Origin of the sequence: Streptomyces cylindrosporus (assembly GCF_022698165.1) — a bacterium.
Classification (GTDB): domain Bacteria; phylum Actinomycetota; class Actinomycetes; order Streptomycetales; family Streptomycetaceae; genus Streptomyces; species Streptomyces cylindrosporus.
This window is the reverse complement of the sequence record NZ_JALDAY010000007.1, coordinates 415,722-435,926: the sequence shown is the minus strand read 5'-3', so window position 1 is coordinate 435,926 and position 20,205 is coordinate 415,722. Positions and strand designations below refer to the sequence as shown.

Below are 20,205 nucleotides of genomic sequence, written 5' to 3'. Positions count from 1 at the left end.
CGGCAGTCCAGCGGTGAAAGTATGGTTCTCGCATTCGGAAGGGAGATTCTTGTGATTGGAGTCGTGGGCGCCGGTCGGATGGGCCTGCCGATGGTGCGACGGCTCGCCGGGGCAGGTCACGAGGTACAGGTCCTCGCCCGGAGCGCCGAGTCCCGCCGCTCCCTGGAGCGGGAACCCGCCCGGATCGTGTCCGAGGCCGCGCAGGCCGGTGCGGGCGCCGCCGCCGTCCTGGTGTGCGTGCACACCGACGAGCAGGTGCGTGAAGTCTGCCTCGACAGCGGGCTCTTGGCCACCATGCCCGCCGGGGCCACCTTGGTCCTCCACACCACCGGGAGCCCCGACACCGCCGAAGCCGTCGCCGCACAGGGGGAGCGGCACGGCGTCGAGGTGGTCGACGCCCCGGTCAGCGGCGGCCCGCACGACATCGCGGCCGGCCGCATCACCCTCTTCGTGGGCGGCGCCGACGACACCGTCGCCCGCGTCCGTCCCGTCCTGCGCACCTACGGCGACCCGGTCCTGCACATCGGCCCGCTCGGCGCGGGCCAGCGGGTCAAGCTCGTCAACAACACCGTCTTCGCCGCCCAGATCGGCCTGCTCGCCCACGCGGTCCGCCTCGGCGGCGAACTGGGCCTCGACGAAAGCCTCCTGCTGGACGCCCTCACCCACGGCAGCGCGTCGAGCCGCGCGCTCGCCGGCGTCGTACGCCATGGCTCGGTCACCGGATTCGCCCGCGCGACAAGGGAGTTCCTCGGCAAGGACCTCGACGTCGTGCGCGCGGTCGCCGGGCAGCTCAGCGCCGACTTCGGCGCCCTCGCCCCTGCCCTCGACGCCCTGTCCGACGCCGTCGCACCCGCCGGCACGGGCTGAGCGAGCGGCCCGGGCGGGACGCCTCGGGCCGCGGAACAACCACAAAGGAAGGAACCCCCGATGGGACGAGTCGATGGCAAGGTCGCGTTCATCACCGGCGCGGCACGCGGGCAGGGACGCAGCCATGCCGTACGGCTGGCCGAGGAGGGCGCCGACATCATCGCGGTCGACATCTGCCGCGACTTCGAGACGGTCCGCTACCCGATGGCCACCCCCGAGGACCTCAAGGAGACGGTCCGGCTGGTGGAGGAACAGGGGCGCCGGATCGTCGCCCGCCAGGCCGACGTCCGCGACACCGGCCAGCTCCGCGAGGCCCTGAGCGCCGGCCTCGACCGACTCGGCGGCCTGGACATCGTGGTGGCACAGGCAGGCATCGCCCCGCTGCGCGGCGAGCCCAAGATGCAGGCCTGGTGCGACGCCATCGACGTCGACCTGATCGGCACCATCAACACCATCCAGGCAGCCCTGCCCCACCTGCGCGAGCACGCCTCCGTCATCGCCACCGGCTCCACCGCCGCGCTCATGGACCACGGCATCGTCCAGAACCCCGGCAACAACCCGGGCGGCGCCGGATACGCCTTCGCCAAGCGCGCCCTGTCGGAGTACGTGCACGAACTCGCCCGCAACCTGGCCCCGTTGAACCAGCGCGCCAACGTCGTCCACCCCACCAACGTCGACACCCACATGCTGCAGAACCCCTCGATGTACGAGTCCTTCCGGCCCGACCTCGAACACCCCACCCGGGAGGACGCCGAGCCCGCGTTCGCCGTGCAACAGGCCATGCCGGTCCGGTTCGTCGAGCCGCGCGACATCAGCAACGCCGTGCTCTTCCTCGCCTCCGACGAGGCCCGCTACATCACCGGCACCCAACTGCGGGTGGACGCCGGCGGCTACATCAAGTGGTACGACTGGCGCCGCTGAACCGCCAGAACCCCACCGTCACAGGGAGGCAAGCCGTGAAGGTCCGCGTCGATCCGGAGCGCTGCCAGGGCCACACGCTCTGCTGGATGACCGCTCCGAAGTCGTTCCAACTGGACGAGGTCGACGGTCACTCCTCGGCCGTCAGCGAGGACGTACCGGCCGATCAGGAAGAGGACGTGCGGGAAGCCGCGCACTCGTGCCCGGAACGGGCCATCCAGATCTTCTGACAAGGGAGGCCCCGTGAGCGAGGCAAACGGCAACGACGACCGCAAGAAGCACCGGGTGCACTTCGACCGGCACACCCCCGAGTACCGCCACGAGTTCGAGGAGATCACCCACGAACTCCAGGCCAAGTGCCCCATCGCCTGGACCGACACCCACGGCGGCCACTGGGTCGCCAGCGGGAACCGCGAGGTATTCGAACTGGCCCGGTCCGCCGAGTTCCTCTCCAACGACCACGACGTGAAGGGCGAACGGCGCGGCTACAAGGGCATCACCATCCCCACCCCGCCGCGCGCCGCCGAGGCGCAGGGCGGATTCCTGGAGATGGACCCGCCCGCGCAGCGCCACTACCGCCAGGCCCTCAACCCGTACCTCTCCCCGGCCGCCGTCGCCCGCTGGGTGCCCTTCGTCGACGAGGTCGTCCGCGCCTGCCTCGACGAGAAGATCGAGGAAGGCCGCATCGACTTCGTCGACGACCTCGCCAACATCGTCCCGGCCGTCCTCACCCTCGCCATGATGGGCATCCCGCTCAAGGACTGGACGGTCTACAACGAGCCCGCCCACGCCTCCGTCTACACCCCGCCCGACTCACCCGACATGCCCCGCGTCGCCGAACTGAGTCGAAACATGGGCATCTCCCTATACATGGCGCTCCAGGAGATCCGCCGAAGCCCGCGGCCCGGCCTGATCGACGCCCTGGTACGCGCGGAGATCGACGGCGAGAACCCGCCCGACGAGGAGCTCGTCGGCGTACTCGCCCTGCTCATCGGCGGCGGCTTCGACACCACGACCGCCCTCACCGCGCACGCCCTGGAGTGGCTGTCGCAGAATCCCACTGAGCGGGACCGCCTCAGCCGGGAGCGGAGCACTCTGCTGGACTCGGCGACCGAGGAGTTCCTGCGCTTCTACGCCCCCGCACCGGGCGACGGCCGCACGATCTCCGCCGACTGCGAGATAGCCGGCCAGCGCTTCGAGGAGGGTGAACGACTGTGGCTGTCCTGGGCCATGGCCAATCGCGACCCCTCCGTCTTCCCCGACCCGGACCGCGTCGACCTGGCCCGCAAGGGCAACCGGCACAGCAGCTTCGGCCTCGGCATCCACCGCTGCATCGGCTCGAACGTCGCCCGTACGGTGTTCAAGCGGATGGTGACGGCCGTACTGGACCGGATGCCCGACTACCGCTGCGACGCCGAGGGCACCGTCCACTACGAGACGATCGGCATCATCCAGGGCATGCGTCACCTCCCGGCGACCTTCACCCCCGGCGAACGGCTCGGCCCCTCCCTCGACGAGACGCTTCAGACCCTCCAACGGGCCTGTGACGAACAGCGCCTGGCCGAACCCGTCGTCCGGACGGCCCGCGCCGACACCGCACGCTGAACACAGGAGAGGACGAGTGGTGGCCGCAAACCCAGGACGCCCGCTGCCCCTGATCACCGACCAGAACGAGTTCTTCTGGACGTCGGGGGCGGACGGCCGGCTGCGCATCCAGGAGTGCACCTCGTGCAGTTCCCTGATCCACCCGCCGCAGCCCGTCTGCCGGTACTGCCGCGCACAGGAGATGGGCGTACGGGCCGTCTCCGGGTACGCGACCCTCATCGGCTTCACCGTCAGCCACCGCTTCAGCGCGCCCGGCCTGCCCTCCCCGTACGTCGTCGCCCAGGTCGCCCTCGAAGACGACCCGCGCATCCGCCTCACCACCAACACGGTCGAGTGCGACCCCGGCGAACTCGCCCTCGGCATGCGCATGGAGGTCGTCTTCGAGCAGGCCGGCGAGGTGTGGCTGCCGCTGTTCCGGCCCACGGCCGAACAGGGGGAGCCGGCCCCGCTGCCCGCCGACGAGGTCGAACCCGACCAGGTGCGGCGGCACATCCGGCCCGTGCTCACCACGGAGAAGTTCGAGGACAAGGCCGCCCTCACCGGCGTCGGCGCCTCCCCGATCGGCCGCCGCCTGATGGTTCCCCCGCTCTCCCTCACGGTCCAGGCCTGCAAGGCCGCCGTCGCCGACGCCGGCCTCACCCTGGACGACATCGACGGCCTCGCCGCCTACCCGGGAGCAGGCTCCTTCGGCGGCTTCGCCGAAGGCGGCGTCCTCGCCCTGGAGTCGGCCCTCGGCATCCGCCCCACCTGGTACAACGGCGGCAGCGAGACCTTCGGCCCGGGCGGCTCCCTGGTCGCGGCGATGCTGGCGGTGGCCGGCGGCCTCGCCCGGCACGTGCTGTGCTTCCGCACCGTGTGGGAGTCGACCTACGGCGAACTCGTCAAGCAGGGCAGGATCCCGCTGCCCGCCGGCGGGGACCCCGGCTGGCTCAAGCCCTTCGGCGCCACCTCCGCCGCCCACACCCTGGCCCAGAACGCCCAGCGCCACATGCACCGCTACGGCACCACCCGCGAGACCCTCGGCTGGATCGCCCTCAACCAGCGCGCCAACGCGGCCCTGAACCCCACCGCGATCTACCGCGACCCGATGACGATGGACGACTACCTCACCGCCCGGTCCATCACCACACCCTTCGGCCTCTACGACTGCGACGTGCCCTGCGACGGAGCCGTGGCCGTCGTCGTCTCGGCCGTCGACACCACACGCGACCTCGCCAAGCCGCCCGTCCTCGTCGAGGCCGTCGGCACCCAGCTAGTCGAGCGCGTCGAATGGGACCAGAGCACCCTCACCCACGAACCCCAGACCGTCGGCCAGTCCGCCCACCTGTGGACCCGCACCTCGCTGCGCCCCGCCGACGTCGACGTCGCCGAGCTCTACGACGGCTTCTCCTTCAACTGCCTTTCCTGGATAGAGGCGTTGGGCTTCTGTGGCATCGGCGAGGCGAAGGACTTCCTGGACGGCGGCAAGAACATCGCCCGCGACGGCGTACTGCCCCTCAACACCCACGGCGGCCAGCTCTCGCACGGCCGCACCCACGGCATGGGACTCGTCCACGAGGCGATGGTCCAGCTGCGCGGCGAGGGCGGGCCCCGCCAGGTGCCCGGGGCGCGGGTCGCGGTGGTCAGCACCGGCGGACTCGCGCCCAGCGGGGTCCTGCTCCTCAGGACGGACACGTGACCGACAGCCGTCCCGTGGTGCCCGGCGTGGTCGACGTCGACGGCATCCCGCTGTCGTACCGGGCGAGTTGGGCCCGCGATCCCCGGGCCGTCGTCCTCGCCCTGCACGGCGGCGCGACCGACTCCGCCTACTTCGACTGCCCGGGCCACCCACGGCTCTCCCTGCTGCGCACCGGCGTCGCCCTCGGCTTCACCGTCGTCGCCCTGGACCGCCCCGGCTACGGCGCCTCACTGCCCGCCGCCCGCGAACTCACCGACCCCGCACGGCGGGTCGACCTCGCCTACGCGGCCCTGGACCGTCTCCTCCGCTCCCGCCCCACCGGGGCGGGCGTGTTCGTGCTGGCCCACTCGGCGGGCAGCGAACTCGCCGTGCGGATGGCCGCGGACCCGCGCGGCCACGGGCTGCTGGGACTGGAGATCGCCGGCACCGGACGACACCACCACCCGCGCTCGGTGGCCTTCCTTGAACTCGGCGACAAGGACCTGCTCCGGGCGCGCGACCGCCTGCGCCAAGCACTGTGGGGAACAGGGGAGTTGTATCCGCCCGAGGTGTACGGCGGCGCGAGCATCGCCGCCGCCTCGCCCGCCTACGAGTCCGCGGCCCGCGGCTGGCGGTACGAGTTCCCGGAACTGGCGGCGCGCGTGCGCGTCCCCGTGCAGTTCAGCCTCGGCGAGCACGAGGAGGTGTGGAGCTCGGGCCCCGAGGCCCTGGCCGACATCGCCTCCCTGTTCACCGCCTCGCCTCGAGTGAGGGTCAATGAACAGCCCGACAGCGGGCACAATCTGAGCCTCGGGCACTCGGCCCGGGCCTACCACCTGAAGGTGCTGTCGTTCGCGGAGGAGTGCGCGGTGACCCGGGAGGCCGACATCGCCGCACCCCCACGACAAGGGAGAGCGGGATGAACGAGACGGATGCCGTCGCACTGCTGCTGCGGCTGGTCCTGGGCGTGGTCATGATCGCGCACGGCCTCAACCACTGGCGCGGCGGCGGCCGCATCGCGGGCACCGCCCGCTGGTTCACCGGCCTGGGCCTCACCCACGGCACCCTGCAGGCCTGGCTGAGCGTGCTCACCGAGGTCGGCGCGGGCGCCCTCCTCCTGGCCGGCCTGTTCACCCCGCTGGCCTGCGCGGCCGTCGTCTCGGTGATGCTGGTCGCCGGCCTCCTGGCCCACCGCCCCAACGGATTCTTCGTCTTCAAAGAGGGTTACGAGTACGTCCTCACGCTCGCCGTCGTGGCCCTCGCGCTGGCGGTACTGGGCCCGGGCGGCGCGTCGCTCGACGAGGCGGCCGGCATCGACGTGACCGGCTGGGCGGGCGGCGGTATCGCGCTCGGCGTGGGCGTGGTCGCGACCGCCGGTCTGCTCGCCACGTTCTGGCGCCCGAAGCCCGCCCCGCGACCGGCACCCACCCCGAACCCCGTCGAGCAGGAGGCCGGTTGATGCGCGTCGGTTTCATCGGACTGGGCAGTCAGGGCGGCCCCATGGCCCGCCGGATCATCGACGCGGGCCACGACACGACCCTGTGGGCCCGCCGCCCCGCGAGCCTCGTCCCCTTCGCGGACACGCCCGCCGAGCGGGCCGCCTCTCCCGCCGAACTGGCGGGGAACAGCGACCTGGTGTGCGTGTGCGTCGTCGACGACGCGGACGTCGAGGAGGTGCTCACCGGCGAGCACGGAGTCCTGGCCGGTCTGCGCAAGGGCGGGGTGATCGCCGTGCACAGCACCGTCCACCCCGACACCTGCCGCCGGCTCGCCGACCGCGCGCGGGCCTACGGCGTCACGCTGATCGACGCACCGGTCAGCGGGGGAGGGCCGGCCGCGGCCGAGGGCCGGCTGGTGGTGATGGTGGGCGGCGAGCCCGGCACGGTGGCCTACTGCCGTCCGGTGTTCGCCACCTACGGCGACCCGGTCGTCCACATGGGCCCGGTGGGCACCGGCCAGTTGGCCAAGCTGCTGAACAACGTGCTGTTCACGGCCAACCTGGCCACCGCCGCCGACACCCTCGCCCTGGGACGCGAACTCGCCATCGACCAGGCCGCGTTGGCCCAGGTCCTCGCGAACGGCAGCGCGGGCAGCTTCGCGATGGACCGGGTTGCGGCCGCCGGCGGCACCCTGGACGGGTTCGGCGCCCACGCCGCGCCCCTGCTGCGCAAGGACGTCCGGCTGGTCACCGACGTGGCCGCGGCCGCCGGGGCCGAGGCGGAGATCGTCACCTCGGCCGCCGGGGCCGCGCTCGCCCTGATGAACCAGCAGCGCCCGACGGTCAGTTGAGGGTGTCGGGGTCAGGCCCGGTGCGCAGACCGCGGTCCAGCCCGGCGATCGCGGTCATCTCCTCGTCCGCCAGGGCGAAGTCGAAGACGTCGATGTTCTCGCGGATACGCGCGGGCGTGACCGACTTCGGGATCACGATGTTGCCGAGCTGAAGGTGCCAGCGCAGCACCACCTGGGCAGGCGACTTCCCGTGCCGTTCGGCGATGGCGGTGATCGCCGGGTCGTCGAGGACCGCGCCCTGGGCCAGCGGGCTCCAGGCCTCGGTGGCGATGCCCGACTCGGCGTGCAGGGCGCGCAGTTCGCGCTGCTGGAGGCCGGGGTGCAGCTCGATCTGGTTGACGGCCGGCACCAGGGAGCTCCCCTCCAGCAGCCGGCGCAGATGCGCGGGCTGGAAGTTGGAGACACCGGCGGCCCGGATCCGCCCGTCGGCCGCCAGCTTCTCGATGGCCCGCCAGGACTCCCGGTACAGGTCGCGGGCCGGCGTGGGCCAGTGGATCAGGTACAGGTCGACATGGTCCAGGCCCAGCTTGCCGAGGCTCGTGTCGAAGGCCCGGAGCGTGGCGTCGTACCCCTGGTCCGCGTTCCACAGCTTGGTGGTGACGAACAGGTCCTCGCGGGCGATGCCCGAGGCGGCGAGGGCGGCGCCGACGCCCGTCTCGTTGCCGTAGATCGCGGCGGTGTCGATGCTGCGGTAGCCGGCCTCCAGGGCCGCGGTGACCGCGGCGGTGGTCTCGGCGTCGGGGACCTGGAAGACGCCGAAGCCGAGCTGGGGGATCTCGACGCCGTTGTTGAGGGTGACGGTCGGAGTGGTCATGTGCCTTGCTTTCTTTGCGAGTTGACAGTCAGTGCCGGGCAGCGGCCGGGGTGTGCTCGGCCGCCGCGGGCGCGGTCACGACCCGGCCGGCCGGGCGGGTGCGGCGGTCCAGGAACGCGGCCAGGAACGACAGCAGCAGCGCGGTCCCGGACAGGAGGGCACCGATCCAGCTGGGGGAGGTGTAGCCGAGCCCGGCGGAGATCACGACGCCGCCCAGCCAGGCGGCCAGCGCGTTGCCCAGGTTGAAGGCGCCGATGTTGGCGGCGGACGCCAGGGTCGGGGCGGCCGAGGCCTGGTCGAGCACCCACTTCTGCAGCGGGGGCACGGTGGCGAAGCCCAGGGCGCCGATCACCGTCAGGGTGACCGCGGCCAGAACCTTGTCGTGGGCGGTGGCCGTGAACAGCAGCAGCGCCGCCGACAGCGCGCCGAGCGCGGTGAACAGCATGGGCATCAGCGCACGGTCGGCGAACCGGCCGCCCACCAGGTTGCCCAGGAACATCCCGATGCCGAACAGGACCAGCAGCCAGGTGACCGCGCCGGCGGAGTAGCCGGCGACCTCGGTCATCATCGGCGTGATGTAGGTGATCGCGGCGAAGACACCGCCGTAGCCCAGGACGGTCATCGCCATCGCGAGCCACACCTGGACGTTGCGGAAGGCGGCGAACTCGGTGCGGATCGTGTGGCTCTCCGGCCGGCCCGACTCGGGCACCAGCCGGGCCACGCCGAGGAGGCCGACGATCCCGAGCGCGGCGACACCGGCGAAGGTGACCCGCCAGCCGGCGGCCTGGCCGACGTACGTGCCCAGCGGCACGCCCACGATGTTGGCGACGGTCAGACCGGTGAACATCAGGGAGATCGCGGAGGCCTTCTTCTCCGGGGCGACCAGATCGGCCGCGACGACCGAACCGATCCCGAAGAACGCGCCGTGCGCGAGCGAGGCGATCACCCGGCCGATCAGCATCACGCCGAAGACGGGGGCCAGTGCCGACAGGGTGTTGCCCACCACGAACACGCCCATCAGGAACATGAGCATCTTCTTGCGGGAGACCTTGGTGCCCAGCACGGTCAGCAGGGGTGCGCCGAAGACGACGCCGAGGGCGTATCCGGAGACCAGCCAGCCCGCGGTGGGGATGGAGACGCCGAAGTCGCCCGCGACCTCGGGCAGCACACCCATGATCACGAACTCGGTGGTGCCGATCCCGAAGGCCCCGATGGCCAGGGCCAGAAGGGCGAGAGGCATGGGGAGAACCTTCCAGAGGATTGCGTGTGACGCTTACAAGCGTAGACAATAGTTGCAGACGCCGTATAAATGCAAGCCGTAGTGAGCGGAGGTAGCGGATAGCCGTCGTCTGCAAGCGTGCGTGCAGGGGTGTCCTACGGCTCTACGGCTCTACGGGACATCCAGCCTTGGGGGGCGGGCTACGCGGGAATGCGGATCGCCTCGACCGCCTTGACGAGGGGGGCCAGCTCCGGGTTCCGGGCGGCCGCGTCGAGGGCCTCGCGCAGGGCCGCCTCGTTGGTCGGGCGGGCCTCTTCGAGCAGCTTGAAGCCGGACTCGGTGACGTTGGTGTAGATGCCGCGGCGGTCCGTCGGGCACAGGTACCGGGTGAGCAGTCCGCGGTCCTCGAGGCGGGTGACCAGCCGGGTCGTGGCGCTCTGGCTCAGTACGACCGCGTCGGCGACCTGCTTCATCTGCAGATGCCCGCCGTCCCCGTCGTGCTGTCGGCTCAGCACGTCCAGCAGCGAGTACTCCCTGACGCTCAGATCGTGCTTCGCCTGCAGGGCCCGCTCGATGTGGGCCTCGATCCGGCCGTGCAGCAGCGAGAGGGCGGACCAGCCCGAGGCGAGCGCGGTGAGCGCCGGATCTGTCGCGGTCATGGGTCCTCCGTCCCGAGTGGCTGGGATCCAGGATAGGCCATGGTTGAAATAGTGGGCGAGGGCGTGTAAACGGCGTACGCAACCACTGCCTCCTGCCTCCGCTTGCTATACACATACGGTGACGAACGATTCCAGTGGCTTCGTGGCAGGACAATCGGCCCTCGTCGTGCGGATCCCCGAGGCCGAACCGGCGGTCCGGACCTGGCGCGAGCGCTACGACCCAGCGGCCCGCGCGGGTGTCCCGGCCCACGTGACGGTGCTCTTCCCCTTCCTCCACGCGGACCTGATCGACACCGCCGCGTGCGACGCCCTGGCCGAGGTGATCGGACGCCACAGCTCCTTCGACGTGAGCTTCGAGAGGTTGGGCCGCTTCCCGGGCGTGCTGTACCTGGCCCCGGACCCGGAAGCCCCCTTCCGCCGCCTGACGGAGGCGATCGTCGAACGCTGGCCGCAGACCCCGCCGTACGGCGGCAAGTACGAGCCCGTCCCGCACCTGACGATCGCCCAGGGCCAGGCCGACGACGTCCTGGCCGACCTCGCGACGACCCTCCGCGCCCACCTCCCCGTCACGGCTCACGTCTCGACGGTCGACCTGGTCGCCTACGACGGCACCGAATGGACCCACCGAGCGACCTTCACCCTCCGCCGGGACCACGCATAGGGTGACCCCATGATCAGCCCCCGCCCCACGACGACCCTCTGGCGGCCCACCGGCCCCAAGGAACTGGACCTGGTCCGCGAGCTCGACTGGCGCGCCTGGCCGCCTCGTCTGCCCGAGCAGCCGATCTTCTATCCGGTGCTCAACGAGGAGTACGCCGTCAAGATCGCGCGGGACTGGAACGTCAAGCACGACGGCGCCGGGTACGTGACCCGCTTCGAGGTCGACACGGAGTTCCTGAGCCGGTACCCCGTCCAGCAGGCCGGTGGCGAGACGATCCTCGAACTGTGGGTGCCCGCCGAGGAACTCGACGAGTTCAACGCCCACATCGTCGGCGAGATCGAGGTCGTGCACGAGTTCAACTGAGGCCGGCTGACGGCGGAGTGCCGGGACTGCGCGTCGGTGTGGGTCAGGGGCGGGCCAAGTGTCGCATGGTCAGGGCCAGTTGGAGCCGCAGGCGGCCCTGCGGGGTGCGCAGTGGCCAGCCCAGCAGGTGTTCGGCCTGGGTCAACCGGTCCTGGAGCGTGGAGTGGTGCACGTTGATCTCCGCGGCCGCCGCCCGCTGACTGGCCGTCGCGGCGACGGCGTGCAGCGTGGCCAGCATGCCGGGCACCGCCGCGGCGGCCGCCTCGACGGCTCGTACGTCCGGCGGCGGCTCGGCACCGGGCGCGACCAGGTCGGCGAGGAGCGCGATCCCGCCGAGCTCGTCGGCGTGGACCACCCGAGGCCCGGGGTCCTGCGCGGTGCCCTCGGCCGTGAAGCGCAGGGCCGTGCGCGCGGCGGCCAGGGAGCCCGGCAGGTCGAGCACCGCGACCGCGGGCCCCACGCCGAGCCGCCCCGCCGGAAGTTCCGCCCCGGCGGGCAGGACGCGCGGCCGCCCGTCGGACGGGGCCAGCGCACGGACCCGTACGGCCGGGTCGGCGGTGTCGATGCCGAGGCCGCGGGCCGCGTGCAGCCGGGCCGGTTCGGGCGTCGTGACGTCCAGCAGCGCCTCCACCAGCGCCGGGTCGTCGGCGGGGGAGGACGGGGCACGGCCGCGGGTGCGATCCAGCACCAGCCGTATCGCACCCGCGGCCCGCTCCAGGATCACCGCGTCGACGACACTCGGCTCACTGCCCGTGCGCTCCAGCCACAGCGCCGGAACGCCCCCGGGCTCCAGCGCGGCGCACGGCCAGTCGGCGTCCGGCGGACCCTCGGCGTCCCTCCTCGTCCCGTCCGGCTCGACACGCACCCGCACACGCCGCCCGGCGTCGACGAGCCGTGCCGGGCATCCCGCCAGCACGGCCGCGCCGCGCACCAGGGCCTCCAGCCCGGCCCTGGTGTCGGCCAGCCGGTCGAAGTAGGAGATGACCTGCACCGCGGCGCCCGCGTCCGGATCCAGCGCGGTCAGCCGTCCCGCCAGCTCTTTCATACGCACATGGTGCGACACGGGCCCACCCGATGGAGAGCCCGATGCCCCCTGCACCGAGCGCCCCCACCATCGCCGGACGGCACCCCACCAATACGCCGACGCCCTCCGCAATGGCTCAGGACCCGATAAGTCGGCGCAGCCACGTCAGTTGGGCTGACCGTGCCGCCTGGGACAGGGCCGCCTGTGGGGCGAAGCCGTCGAAGCCGTGGAAGCCGCCGGGCCATACGTGGAGCTCGGCGACCCCGCCCGCCTGCCAGATGCGGGACGCGTAGGCGACGACCTCGTCGCGGAAGGTCTCCGCGGAGCCGACGTCCAGGAAGGCCGGCGGCAGGCCGGTCAGGTCCTCGGCGCGGGCCGGGGCCGCGTACGGCGACACGTCCGGGCCGCCCCGGGAGTCGCCGAGCAGCGCCGTCCAGCCGGTCTCGTTGGCCGTGCGGTCCCAGACACCGAGCCCCGCCATCTGGTGCGAGGACGGCGTCTCGTTGCGGTCGTCCAGCATCGGGCACATCAGCACCTGCCCGATCGGCCGCGGCCCCTTGCGGTCCCGGGTGAGCAGGGCCAGCGCCGCGCTCAGCCCGCCGCCCGCGCTGGCCCCCGCGATCACGATCCGCTCCGGATCGGCGCCCAGTTCCCCGGCGTGCTCCGCGGTCCACACCAGACCCGCGTACACGTCCTCGATCGGAGCCGGATGCGGATGCTCGGGCGCCAGCCGGTACTCCACCGAGACGACGACCGCGTCCAGTTCCTTCGCCCAGGCCAGCGGGACGTCCACGCCGACGCGGTTGTCGCCGAGGATCATGCCGCCGCCGTGGACGTGGTAGATCACCGGCCGCGGACCGCCTGTCGCCTGGGCGGCCGGGCGGCAGACCAGCAGCGAGATCTCGGGCGCGTTCTCCGGTCCGGGCACCACCCGTTCCTCGACCTCGAAGAACCCCTCCGCCGTCAGGTCGAGCCGGGCCAGCATCTCGATGCCGGGCCCCTGGCGCATGAGGTCGATCTCGTCCATCGTGAGGCCGGGCGAGATCATGTCCTTGATCACCTCCAGGGCGGCGGCGAGCTCGGGGTCGAACGGGGGCGGAACCTGGTTCATGGCAACTCCTGACGCGGGGCGCGGCGGCTCTGGGCCGACATGATTCACGCACCGCGGCCCCCGCGGACCGCCGCCGTACGGCGGAACCTGCCCGCCGAACGGCGGGTGGCCGCCCGCTACCCCCTCGTCCTGCGCGCCGGGTTCATCGCACAGCGAGACCCCGCTCGGGTGCGGCCTTCGCGCGCATCATCACGCAGTCGAACTCGACCACCCGCCCGGTGGCCGCCTCCCGCGTCACCGGGTACATGCCGGTGATCTCGAAGCCGCCGTCCTCGTACGCCGCCACCGCCTCGCTCATCCGGGGGCTGCCCTCGTACAGCCGCAGCACGGCGACCTCGGACTGCAGGCCCACGAAGTCCCCGATCCGCTCCCCGGCGCCGGCGAACACCTCCAGGTCGTAGCCCTGGGTGTCCATCTTCAGGAAGGGGCGCGGCTGCTCGATGCCGTCGAGGGCCTCGTCCAGCACGCCGTCCAGGCGCCGGACGCGGATCTCCTCCGTGCGGGTCTCGTTGAACCGCCGGTAGCGGCCGAGGCCGTAGTCGCTGGGCGGCAGCAGGGAGTTCATGGTGTTCCAGCCGGTGTGGATGGCGGTCACCGTGTCCTCGCGGCCGAGGCCGAGGTGGTGCACCTGCCACGCGGGGTCGTCCGCGGCCGCCGCGGAGAGCCGCTCGAAGGCGTGCGCGGTCGGTTCGAAGGAGACGATCCGTCCGGTGTAGCCGAGCCGCCGCAGCCGCTTCGCGTACTGCCCGGCGTTGGCCCCGACGTCGAACACGCAGTTCACGCCGTAGAGTTCCAGCATCCCGGCGACGTGCTGCGTGCAGAGGTACTCGGCGGCCGCCAGCTGTACCTTGCGCTCGTCCTTCCCGGCCTCCTCGTCGAACAGGAGCCGTGCGCCGCTGTCGCCCAGCCGCTCGGCGCGCCATCTGCCGAGGCCCTTGCCCCGGGCCACGACCCAGGTGTCCTTCCCGGCCTCGGTGACGGCGTACCGGCCGTTGCCCCTGGTGAGCAGGTCGGCGCCCGGCCCCAGCGGGGTCCGGACCCGCCCGCCGCGCCGGGAGACCACCGCGGTCCCCGGTCCGAGGTCGGTCACGTGCACGCCCAGCCTGGGCATCAGGTCGAGCAGTCGTCGGTAGAGGGTCTGCATCCGGTCACCCTTCCAGACATGACTGGAAGGGGTCCTCGCTTTGAACGAACTTGGTCGTCGCTGTGAAGTCCCCGTGCGGTGAGGTGGCGCAGGAGGGCCACCGCGGTGAGCGCCCCGACCACCGCGCACACCCCTGACCAGCCGAAGCGGGCGTAGGCGCGGGCGCCGAGCCAGGATCCCGCCGTGCCGCCCAGGTAGGCGCAGGTCATGTACGCGGTGTTGAGCCGGCTGCGCACGTCGGCGGCCAGCGCGTAGATCCGCACCTGGTTGGCGACCATCCCGGACTGCATGCCGACGTCCAGCAGCAGCGTCCCGGCGACCAGGGCCACGAGCCCGCTCACCCCGCCGAGCCCGCCGAACGCCAGCACCAGGGCCGAGGCACCGACCACCAGGAAACAGACGCGGTTCACGGTGTCCGGCCCCCGCCGGTCCACCCATCGCCCCGCGACCGGCGTGCACAGCATGGTCGCCGCGTTGACCAGGGCGAGCAGGCCGGCGGCCCGCGCGCTCATGCCGTACACCGGGCCCGTCAGCAGCAGGGCCACCCCGGTCCACACCGCGGAGAAGCCCGCGAAGACCGCGGCCTGGTAGAGGCAGGAGCGGCGCAACGGGGGCTGCGTGCGCAGGAGGCGCAGGGGTTCGGCGAGCAGTGCCGGGTAGCGCTGGGCGGACGGCGGGGCGAGCGCCGGCAGGGTTCGGGCGAGGAGGGCGGCGGCCGTGAGGGAGAGGGCCGCCGACAGGACGTACGGGGCCCGCCAGCCCAGCCAGTCGCCGAGCGCGGCTCCGAAGGTGCGGGAGAGCAGCATGCCCGCGATGGAGCCGCTCAGCAGCATGCCGCTGGTCACGCCACGCCGCTCGGCGGGCACCAGACCGGCCGCCAGCGGTCCGGCGAGGGGCGCGACCACCGTGGTCACACCGACCAGGACACTCGCGGCGGCCAGCGGCAGCAGGGCCGGTGCGAGGCTCGCGGCGAGCAGGCCCAGGCCGGTCAGGGCGAGCAGGGTGACCAGCAGCCGGCGCGGCGGCAGACGGTCGCCGAGCGGGACGAGCAGGAAGATGCCGGCCGCGTAGCCGAACTGCGTCGCGGTCACCACGGAGGCGGCGGTGCCGGGGGAGACGCCGAGGCCCGAGGCCACCAGTGGGCTGATCGCCTGCGGGAAGTAGACATTGCCCACGGCCACCCCGCAGGTGAGTGCGAGCAGCCAGGTCAACCGGTGGCCGGCGGTAGGCTGGCGCGGGTCGTGATCCGTCATGGGCCCAAGTCCAGGGCACCGGCGGACGGTTGCCAAAGGATTTAGCCGGGGGCTTCATGATCAGCTTCCTGCTGGACGTCCAGGACCTCGCGGACACCCGGTTCGCCATCTCCCCGTTGCGCGAGGTCATGGGCAGCCTGCGGACCCTGCGCGCCCCCGCCCTCTTCCCCCTGCACACGGAGTGGCGCCGGTCCGTGCTCGCCCGCCTCGACCCGGCCGACGCCCGGCTGCTGGCCGCGCTGGTCGGCGAGACCCTGGCCCTGCCCGACTTCCTCACGCCCAGACCGACGGCCTACGCGCCCACGATCGAGGACCAGCTGGCCGTCGTACACGCGACGCCTGAAGAGGTCGTACGACGGGATCTGTACGCGGCACACGCCCCGCGCCCGCTGCCGGTGGAACTGCGGGCACCTGTGCCGGAGTTGCTGGAGGAGCTCTGCGAACTGCTGCTCCGGTACTGGCGGTTGGCCATCCTGCCCCACTGGGCGCGGATGCGGCTCGTGCTGGAGGCCGACATCACGCACCGGGCAGGGCAGTTGGCGACGGGCGGGGCCCGGCTGCTCTTCTCCGACCTGCACCGCAACCTCAGCTGGCGGGACGGCGAGCTGCGCGTCGGGCAGATGATCGGCCGGCACCGGATCGACGGCGCGGGGCGCGGGCTGCGTCTGGTGCCGTCGCTGTTCGCGCACAAGCCCGCCCCGCCGGTCGGCGCCGACGAAGCCCCGATGCTGGCCTATCCGAGCCGCGGCGCCGCGACCCTGTGGGAACCGGCCCCGGACCCCGACGCCTCCGCGCTCACCGCCCTGCTCGGCGCGCCCCGGACCACCGTCCTGCGGCTGCTCGCCGAGCCGCTGTCCACCGTCGAACTCGCCCGCCGCCTCGGCGTCACTCCCAGCGCCGTCTCCCAGCACCTCCAGGTGCTGCACGCGACCGGCCTGGTCAGCCGGGCCCGCGACGGGCGCCACGTGCTGTACCGGCGTAGTGCCCTCGGCGACCAACTGGCCGCAGGCGCTTGACTTCGAGAGCGCTCCAAGATCTAGCGTCTTGCGAGGACGGTGAAGGTCCGGGCGAACGGAGACGGTCATGCGGGTGGGCGTACACATCAACAAGTTCGACCACAGCGGGGGAGGACCCGCGCTCGGCGCCGAACTCGCCGCCGCGGGCGCCGCCGCCGAGGCGGCGGGAGTCAGCTGGCTGTCGGTCATGGACCACTACTTCCAGATGGAGTTCAACGGCGGCGCCGAGGACCCGATGCTGGAGGCCTACACGACCCTCGGCTACCTCGCCGGCCACACCTCCACGCTCCGGCTCGGCGCCCTGGTGACCGGCGTGACCTACCGCCGCCCCGGACTGCTCGCCAAGATCGCCACCACCCTCGACGTGCTGTCCGGCGGGCGCGCCACGCTCGGCATCGGAGCGGCCTGGTACGACCGCGAACACGCCGGACTCGGCGTACCGTTCCCGCCGCTCGCCGAGCGCTTCGAGCGGCTGGAGGAGACGCTGCGGATCTGTCTGCAGATGTGGGACCCGGCGAACAACGGCCCCTTCGAGGGCAGGCACTACCGGCTCGCCGAGACCCTGTGCGTGCCGGCGCCGGTCAGCAGCCCGCACCCCGAGATCATGATCGGCGGCGGGGGCGAGAAGAAGACACTGCGCCTGGTCGCCCGCTACGGCGACGCCTGCAACCTGTTCGCGACCTCGCCGGAGGAGGTCCGCCACAAGCTCGACGTGCTGCGCGGACACTGCGACACCGAGGGTCGCGACTACGACGAGATCCGCAAGACCGTCGCCTACGGCGGCGAGGCCGCCACCGAGGGCGACCTCGACGCCTTCCTGAAGGACATCGCGGGTTACACGAAGCTCGGCATCGACACCCTGATCCTGTCGCCGCGCCTCGGCGAGACCGCGGCCTGGATGGAGCGCTTCGTCGCCCCCCTCGTGCCACGCCTGGCGGAACTGGACTGAGCGCGGGCCGCGTTCAGGCCGGGCGGCTGCGGGAGACGATCCGTGTCCCGCCGCCGTCGACCGCCCTGACCTGGAGCGAACCGCAGGCGCAGCGGGTCCAGAGCGTGCTTCCCGCGGCCGTGGCGTGCCGGGACACCACCTGGAAGGGCTCGGCGGCGTCGGGCCAGCCGCAGTGCGGGCAGACGGTGCCCGTGGTGCTGGTCATGACTGAACACTCCTTGGACGTGTAGGGCGGGCTGACCGTCGCGACACAGCCAGGGTGCAACCGAAGCTTCGTGCACGTCCAGGTTGACTTTGTGGACCTCACCTTGAAGCGTGGACTTCATGATTGACCTGCGCCGGCTCCACGTCCTGCGGGCGGTCTCGCACTACGGCACGGTCACCGCCGCCGCCCGCGCCCTCCACTTCACCCCGTCCGCCGCCTCCCAGCAGATCCGCCAGCTCGCCCGCGACCTCGGCGTCGACCTGCTCGAACCGCAGGGCCGCGGGGTACGGCTCACCCCGGCCGCGGAGAGCCTCCTCGCGCACGCCGACGCCATCGCGGCCCGCTGGGAACAGGCCGAACTCGACCTGCGCGCCGACCACCGCGACCCGGCCGGACCGCTGCGCGTGAGCGGCTTCGCGGCGGCGGTGTCGGTGCTGCTCGCGCCCATGGCGGCACGGCTGCACAAGCGGCACCGGCGGTTGTCCGTGCGGATCCAGGAAGTGGGCGTGCCGGAGAGCTTCGACCTGCTCTTCGAGGGCGCGACCGACCTGGCGATCGTGGAGGCGACCCCGCACAACCCGCCGCTGAGCGACGCCCGCTTCGACCAGCAGCCGCTCCTGGACGACCCGTTCGACCTCGTCGTACCGGAAGACCATGCGCTCGCCCGGCGGGCGCGGGTCGATCTCGCGGACGCGGCGCACGAGCAGTGGATCGCGCCGGTGCCGGAGAGTCCGTGCCGTGCGCATGTGATGTCCGCGTGCGGTGAGGCCGGGTTCAGTCCCGACGTCGTCCATCACGCGGTGGAGTGGAACGTCACCGCCCACCTGGTCGCCAGCGGTCTGGGCGTCGCCCTGATCCCGCGGCTGGCCCATCTCACCCCGCACCTGCCGATCTCCCGGGTGCGCTGCACGGGCAACCCGCAGCGCAGGCTCCTGACCTGCACCCGGCGGGGCGGCCGGGAACTGCCGGCGGTCGCGGCGGCGCTGGAGGAGCTGGGGGAGCTGGCGCCGACCGCGGTGGCCTGAGACACGCGGAAGGCGTGGCCCGAGACACGGAAAAGGCCGGAGCGGCTCGGCTCCGGCCCTCTCGGGTACGCGCTGGTCAGGCGGCGACGGCCTCGCTCGCGTGGCCGTGCAGCCGGGCGACGACCTCGGTCAGCTGGGCGGCGACCTCGGCGTCGTCGGCCGGGTGGGTCTCGGCGAAGCGGGTCACGGAGCCGGGGATGGACAGCTTGACGTCCTCCAGGACCTTGCCGCCCGCGATGCCCACGGCCTTGCGGGTCTCGTCCTGCGCCCAGACGCCGCCGAACTGGCCGAACGCGGTGCCGACCACGGCGACCGGCTTGCCGCCGAAGGCACCGGCGCCGTACGGGCGGGACAGCCAGTCGATGGCGTTCTTCAGGACGGCCGGGATGGTGCCGTTGTACTCGGGCGAGAAGAGCAGGAAGGCGTCGGCGGTCTGGGCGGCCTCGCGTAGCTTGGCGGCGGGCGCCGGGACGCTGCCCTCGACGTCGATGTCCTCGTTGTAGAAGGGGATCTCGGCCAGGCCCTCGAACAGCTCGACGTCCGCGCCCTCCGGGGCGAGCTTGACGGTCGCCTCGGCGAGCTGGCGGTTGTGCGAACCGGCGCGAAGGCTGCCGACGAGCGCAAGGATGCGAACAGACATGCGAACTCCCAATGCTGAAACATTGCCGTTACGATCCGGACCGAGGTCCGTTTAAAGTTCTAGCACCCTAAGCGGACCGCGGTCCAGTTTTGTTCCCGATGCTTTACGCTGGCTTCATGTCCGCCACCCTGCCGCCCTTCCCGCGGCCGCCCCAGGAGCCGGTCGACGAGCCCGAGTTGCTGCAGCTCGGGTCTCCCGAGGACTCGCCGTGCCTGCGCGCCGACGCGGCCCGCAACCGGGCCCGGCTGCTGGACGCGGCCTCCCGGCTGATCGCGGAGCACGGAGTGGCCGGGGTCACGATGGAGGCGGTGGCCGCGGCCGCCCAGGTCGGCAAGGGGACCGTCTTCCGGCGCTTCGGCGACCGCACCGGGCTGCTGATGGCCCTGCTCGACCACTCGTCGAGGACGCTGCAGGCCGACTTCATGGGCGGGCCCCCGCCGCTGGGGCCTGGCGCGCCGGCGGACGAGCGGCTGCGCGCCTTCGGCGTGGCGGTGCTGTACCGCCTGGTGGAGCAGCTGGACCTGCATCTGGCCGCGCAGTCCGATCCGACCCGCCGGTTCGCTCACCCGTCGTACCGGGCGCTGCACACGCACGTCACGATCCTGCTGCGGCAGATCGCGCCCGACGCCGACTGCGAGCTGCTCGCCCAGCCCCTGCTCAGCTATCTGGACCCGGCCCTGATACATCACCTGGTCCGGCAGTGCGGGATGCCCATGGAGCGGCTGGAGGCCGGCTGGGTCGACCTGGTCTCCCGGGTGACGGGTACCGCACCGTCGTGCTGAGCCC

Annotated in this window: 23 protein-coding genes; 14 read left to right on the top strand and 9 right to left on the bottom strand. The window is 72.4% G+C overall.

Annotated elements, in window-relative coordinates; all coding sequences use genetic code 11:
• The first annotated feature begins 51 nt into the window (after positions 1–51).
• From MQP27_RS24675 to MQP27_RS24640, 8 genes are read left to right on the top strand one after another with little or no spacing between them, the layout of a single operon-like run.
• A complete protein-coding gene (locus MQP27_RS24675) occupies positions 52–867 on the top strand; it encodes an NAD(P)-dependent oxidoreductase (RefSeq protein WP_242767570.1) in 816 nt (271 codons plus the stop codon).
• Between the two features lie 60 nt (positions 868–927).
• Positions 928–1,788 (top strand): mycofactocin-coupled SDR family oxidoreductase, encoded by an 861-nt coding sequence (locus tag MQP27_RS24670; RefSeq protein WP_242767569.1) that lies wholly within the window; start codon positions 928–930, stop codon positions 1,786–1,788.
• Positions 1,789–1,823: 35 nt separating this feature from the next.
• The gene (locus MQP27_RS24665; RefSeq protein WP_242767568.1) at positions 1,824–2,015 is read left to right on the top strand and encodes a ferredoxin; all 192 of its coding nucleotides are present in this window, start codon (positions 1,824–1,826) and stop codon (positions 2,013–2,015) included.
• Between the two features lie 13 nt (positions 2,016–2,028).
• Positions 2,029–3,390: a cytochrome P450 gene (locus MQP27_RS51425; RefSeq protein WP_242767567.1), complete on the top strand. Its 1,362-nt coding sequence runs from the start codon at positions 2,029–2,031 to the stop codon at positions 3,388–3,390.
• Between the two features lie 19 nt (positions 3,391–3,409).
• Positions 3,410–5,068, top strand: a complete 1,659-nt coding sequence (locus tag MQP27_RS24655) for a thiolase C-terminal domain-containing protein (protein ID WP_242767566.1) — start codon at positions 3,410–3,412, stop codon at positions 5,066–5,068.
• A complete protein-coding gene (locus MQP27_RS24650) occupies positions 5,065–5,970 on the top strand; it encodes an alpha/beta hydrolase (RefSeq protein ID WP_242767565.1) in 906 nt (301 codons plus the stop codon). The genes MQP27_RS24655 and MQP27_RS24650 overlap by 4 nt, the downstream gene beginning before the upstream one ends.
• The gene (locus MQP27_RS24645; RefSeq protein ID WP_242767564.1) at positions 5,967–6,506 is read left to right on the top strand and encodes a DoxX family protein; all 540 of its coding nucleotides are present in this window, start codon (positions 5,967–5,969) and stop codon (positions 6,504–6,506) included. The genes MQP27_RS24650 and MQP27_RS24645 overlap by 4 nt, the downstream gene beginning before the upstream one ends.
• A complete protein-coding gene (locus MQP27_RS24640; RefSeq protein WP_242767563.1) occupies positions 6,506–7,336 on the top strand; it encodes an NAD(P)-dependent oxidoreductase in 831 nt (276 codons plus the stop codon). Before MQP27_RS24645 ends, MQP27_RS24640 begins: the two co-directional genes overlap by 1 nt.
• Here the strand turns inward: MQP27_RS24640 and MQP27_RS24635 are convergent.
• The 3 genes from MQP27_RS24635 to MQP27_RS24625 all read right to left on the bottom strand — a co-directional run bounded on the left by MQP27_RS24635 (position 7,329) and on the right by MQP27_RS24625 (position 10,028).
• The gene (locus MQP27_RS24635; RefSeq protein ID WP_242767562.1) at positions 7,329–8,150 is read right to left on the bottom strand and encodes an aldo/keto reductase; all 822 of its coding nucleotides are present in this window, start codon (positions 8,148–8,150) and stop codon (positions 7,329–7,331) included. The genes MQP27_RS24640 and MQP27_RS24635 overlap by 8 nt on opposite strands.
• A 28-nt stretch (positions 8,151–8,178) precedes the next feature.
• The gene (locus tag MQP27_RS24630) at positions 8,179–9,390 is read right to left on the bottom strand and encodes an MFS transporter (RefSeq protein ID WP_242767561.1); all 1,212 of its coding nucleotides are present in this window, start codon (positions 9,388–9,390) and stop codon (positions 8,179–8,181) included.
• A 179-nt stretch (positions 9,391–9,569) separates the two neighbouring features.
• Positions 9,570–10,028: a MarR family winged helix-turn-helix transcriptional regulator gene (locus MQP27_RS24625; RefSeq protein ID WP_242767560.1), complete on the bottom strand. Its 459-nt coding sequence runs from the start codon at positions 10,026–10,028 to the stop codon at positions 9,570–9,572.
• A gap of 142 nt (positions 10,029–10,170) precedes the next feature.
• Here MQP27_RS24625 and MQP27_RS24620 point away from each other — a divergent pair, with 142 nt between their 5' ends.
• Positions 10,171–10,689, top strand: a complete 519-nt coding sequence (locus MQP27_RS24620) for a 2'-5' RNA ligase family protein (RefSeq protein WP_242767559.1) — start codon at positions 10,171–10,173, stop codon at positions 10,687–10,689.
• A 9-nt stretch (positions 10,690–10,698) separates the two neighbouring features.
• Positions 10,699–11,052 (top strand): hypothetical protein, encoded by a 354-nt coding sequence (locus tag MQP27_RS24615; RefSeq protein WP_242767558.1) that lies wholly within the window; start codon positions 10,699–10,701, stop codon positions 11,050–11,052.
• A gap of 43 nt (positions 11,053–11,095) precedes the next feature.
• On the opposite strand, the gene MQP27_RS24610 is transcribed toward MQP27_RS24615, so the two are convergent.
• The 4 genes from MQP27_RS24610 to MQP27_RS24595 all read right to left on the bottom strand — a co-directional run bounded on the left by MQP27_RS24610 (position 11,096) and on the right by MQP27_RS24595 (position 15,584).
• On the bottom strand, positions 11,096–12,097 hold the full coding sequence (locus MQP27_RS24610; protein ID WP_242767557.1) for a helix-turn-helix domain-containing protein: 1,002 nt from the start codon (positions 12,095–12,097) through the stop codon (positions 11,096–11,098).
• Positions 12,098–12,212: 115 nt separating this feature from the next.
• Positions 12,213–13,187, bottom strand: coding sequence for an alpha/beta hydrolase (locus tag MQP27_RS24605; protein WP_242767556.1), 975 nt, complete (start codon positions 13,185–13,187; stop codon positions 12,213–12,215).
• A gap of 142 nt (positions 13,188–13,329) precedes the next feature.
• Positions 13,330–14,331 (bottom strand): FkbM family methyltransferase, encoded by a 1,002-nt coding sequence (locus MQP27_RS24600; RefSeq protein WP_242767555.1) that lies wholly within the window; start codon positions 14,329–14,331, stop codon positions 13,330–13,332.
• Complete coding sequence (locus MQP27_RS24595; RefSeq protein ID WP_242767554.1) at positions 14,298–15,584, bottom strand: MFS transporter; 1,287 nt, start codon at positions 15,582–15,584, stop codon at positions 14,298–14,300. The genes MQP27_RS24600 and MQP27_RS24595 overlap by 34 nt, the downstream gene beginning before the upstream one ends.
• 56 nt (positions 15,585–15,640) lie before the next feature.
• On the opposite strand from MQP27_RS24595, the gene MQP27_RS24590 reads away from it, so the two are divergent.
• Positions 15,641–16,600, top strand: a complete 960-nt coding sequence (locus MQP27_RS24590; protein ID WP_242767553.1) for an ArsR/SmtB family transcription factor — start codon at positions 15,641–15,643, stop codon at positions 16,598–16,600.
• 67 nt (positions 16,601–16,667) lie between these two features.
• Complete coding sequence (locus MQP27_RS24585) at positions 16,668–17,549, top strand: LLM class F420-dependent oxidoreductase (protein ID WP_242767552.1); 882 nt, start codon at positions 16,668–16,670, stop codon at positions 17,547–17,549.
• Between the two features lie 13 nt (positions 17,550–17,562).
• Here MQP27_RS24585 and MQP27_RS24580 read toward each other — a convergent pair whose 3' ends face one another.
• Positions 17,563–17,754 (bottom strand): hypothetical protein, encoded by a 192-nt coding sequence (locus MQP27_RS24580; RefSeq protein WP_242767551.1) that lies wholly within the window; start codon positions 17,752–17,754, stop codon positions 17,563–17,565.
• 119 nt (positions 17,755–17,873) lie between these two features.
• Between MQP27_RS24580 and MQP27_RS24575 the strand changes: the two genes are divergently transcribed.
• Positions 17,874–18,779 carry a LysR family transcriptional regulator gene (locus MQP27_RS24575; RefSeq protein WP_242767550.1) on the top strand — a complete coding sequence of 302 codons (906 nt, stop codon included), beginning with the start codon at positions 17,874–17,876 and terminating at the stop codon, positions 18,777–18,779.
• Positions 18,780–18,855: 76 nt separating this feature from the next.
• Here the strand turns inward: MQP27_RS24575 and MQP27_RS24570 are convergent, their stop codons facing one another.
• Complete coding sequence (locus tag MQP27_RS24570) at positions 18,856–19,419, bottom strand: NAD(P)H-dependent oxidoreductase (protein WP_242767549.1); 564 nt, start codon at positions 19,417–19,419, stop codon at positions 18,856–18,858.
• A gap of 98 nt (positions 19,420–19,517) precedes the next feature.
• Here MQP27_RS24570 and MQP27_RS24565 point away from each other — a divergent pair, with 98 nt between their 5' ends.
• Positions 19,518–20,201 (top strand): TetR/AcrR family transcriptional regulator, encoded by a 684-nt coding sequence (locus MQP27_RS24565; protein ID WP_242767548.1) that lies wholly within the window; start codon positions 19,518–19,520, stop codon positions 20,199–20,201.
• Positions 20,202–20,205: the final 4 nt, after the last annotated feature.

What these genes read in the sequence shown, in the direction of transcription:
- MQP27_RS24670 (WP_242767569.1), top strand. Translation starts at nt 928, where the DNA reads ATGGGACGAGTCGATGGCAAGGTCGCGTTCATCACCGGCGCGGCACGC.
- MQP27_RS24645 (WP_242767564.1), top strand. Translation starts at nt 5,967, where the DNA reads ATGAACGAGACGGATGCCGTCGCACTGCTGCTGCGGCTGGTCCTGGGC.
- MQP27_RS24640 (WP_242767563.1), top strand. Translation starts at nt 6,506, where the DNA reads ATGCGCGTCGGTTTCATCGGACTGGGCAGTCAGGGCGGCCCCATGGCC.
- MQP27_RS24635 (WP_242767562.1), bottom strand. Translation starts at nt 8,150, where the DNA reads ATGACCACTCCGACCGTCACCCTCAACAACGGCGTCGAGATCCCCCAG.
- MQP27_RS24630 (WP_242767561.1), bottom strand. Translation starts at nt 9,390, where the DNA reads ATGCCTCTCGCCCTTCTGGCCCTGGCCATCGGGGCCTTCGGGATCGGC.
- MQP27_RS24625 (WP_242767560.1), bottom strand. Translation starts at nt 10,028, where the DNA reads ATGACCGCGACAGATCCGGCGCTCACCGCGCTCGCCTCGGGCTGGTCC.
- MQP27_RS24615 (WP_242767558.1), top strand. Translation starts at nt 10,699, where the DNA reads ATGATCAGCCCCCGCCCCACGACGACCCTCTGGCGGCCCACCGGCCCC.
- MQP27_RS24610 (WP_242767557.1), bottom strand. Translation starts at nt 12,097, where the DNA reads ATGAAAGAGCTGGCGGGACGGCTGACCGCGCTGGATCCGGACGCGGGC.
- MQP27_RS24605 (WP_242767556.1), bottom strand. Translation starts at nt 13,187, where the DNA reads ATGAACCAGGTTCCGCCCCCGTTCGACCCCGAGCTCGCCGCCGCCCTG.
- MQP27_RS24600 (WP_242767555.1), bottom strand. Translation starts at nt 14,331, where the DNA reads ATGCAGACCCTCTACCGACGACTGCTCGACCTGATGCCCAGGCTGGGC.
- MQP27_RS24595 (WP_242767554.1), bottom strand. Translation starts at nt 15,584, where the DNA reads ATGACGGATCACGACCCGCGCCAGCCTACCGCCGGCCACCGGTTGACC.
- MQP27_RS24590 (WP_242767553.1), top strand. Translation starts at nt 15,641, where the DNA reads ATGATCAGCTTCCTGCTGGACGTCCAGGACCTCGCGGACACCCGGTTC.
- MQP27_RS24585 (WP_242767552.1), top strand. Translation starts at nt 16,668, where the DNA reads ATGCGGGTGGGCGTACACATCAACAAGTTCGACCACAGCGGGGGAGGA.
- MQP27_RS24580 (WP_242767551.1), bottom strand. Translation starts at nt 17,754, where the DNA reads ATGACCAGCACCACGGGCACCGTCTGCCCGCACTGCGGCTGGCCCGAC.
- MQP27_RS24575 (WP_242767550.1), top strand. Translation starts at nt 17,874, where the DNA reads ATGATTGACCTGCGCCGGCTCCACGTCCTGCGGGCGGTCTCGCACTAC.
- MQP27_RS24570 (WP_242767549.1), bottom strand. Translation starts at nt 19,419, where the DNA reads ATGTCTGTTCGCATCCTTGCGCTCGTCGGCAGCCTTCGCGCCGGTTCG.
- MQP27_RS24565 (WP_242767548.1), top strand. Translation starts at nt 19,518, where the DNA reads ATGCTTTACGCTGGCTTCATGTCCGCCACCCTGCCGCCCTTCCCGCGG.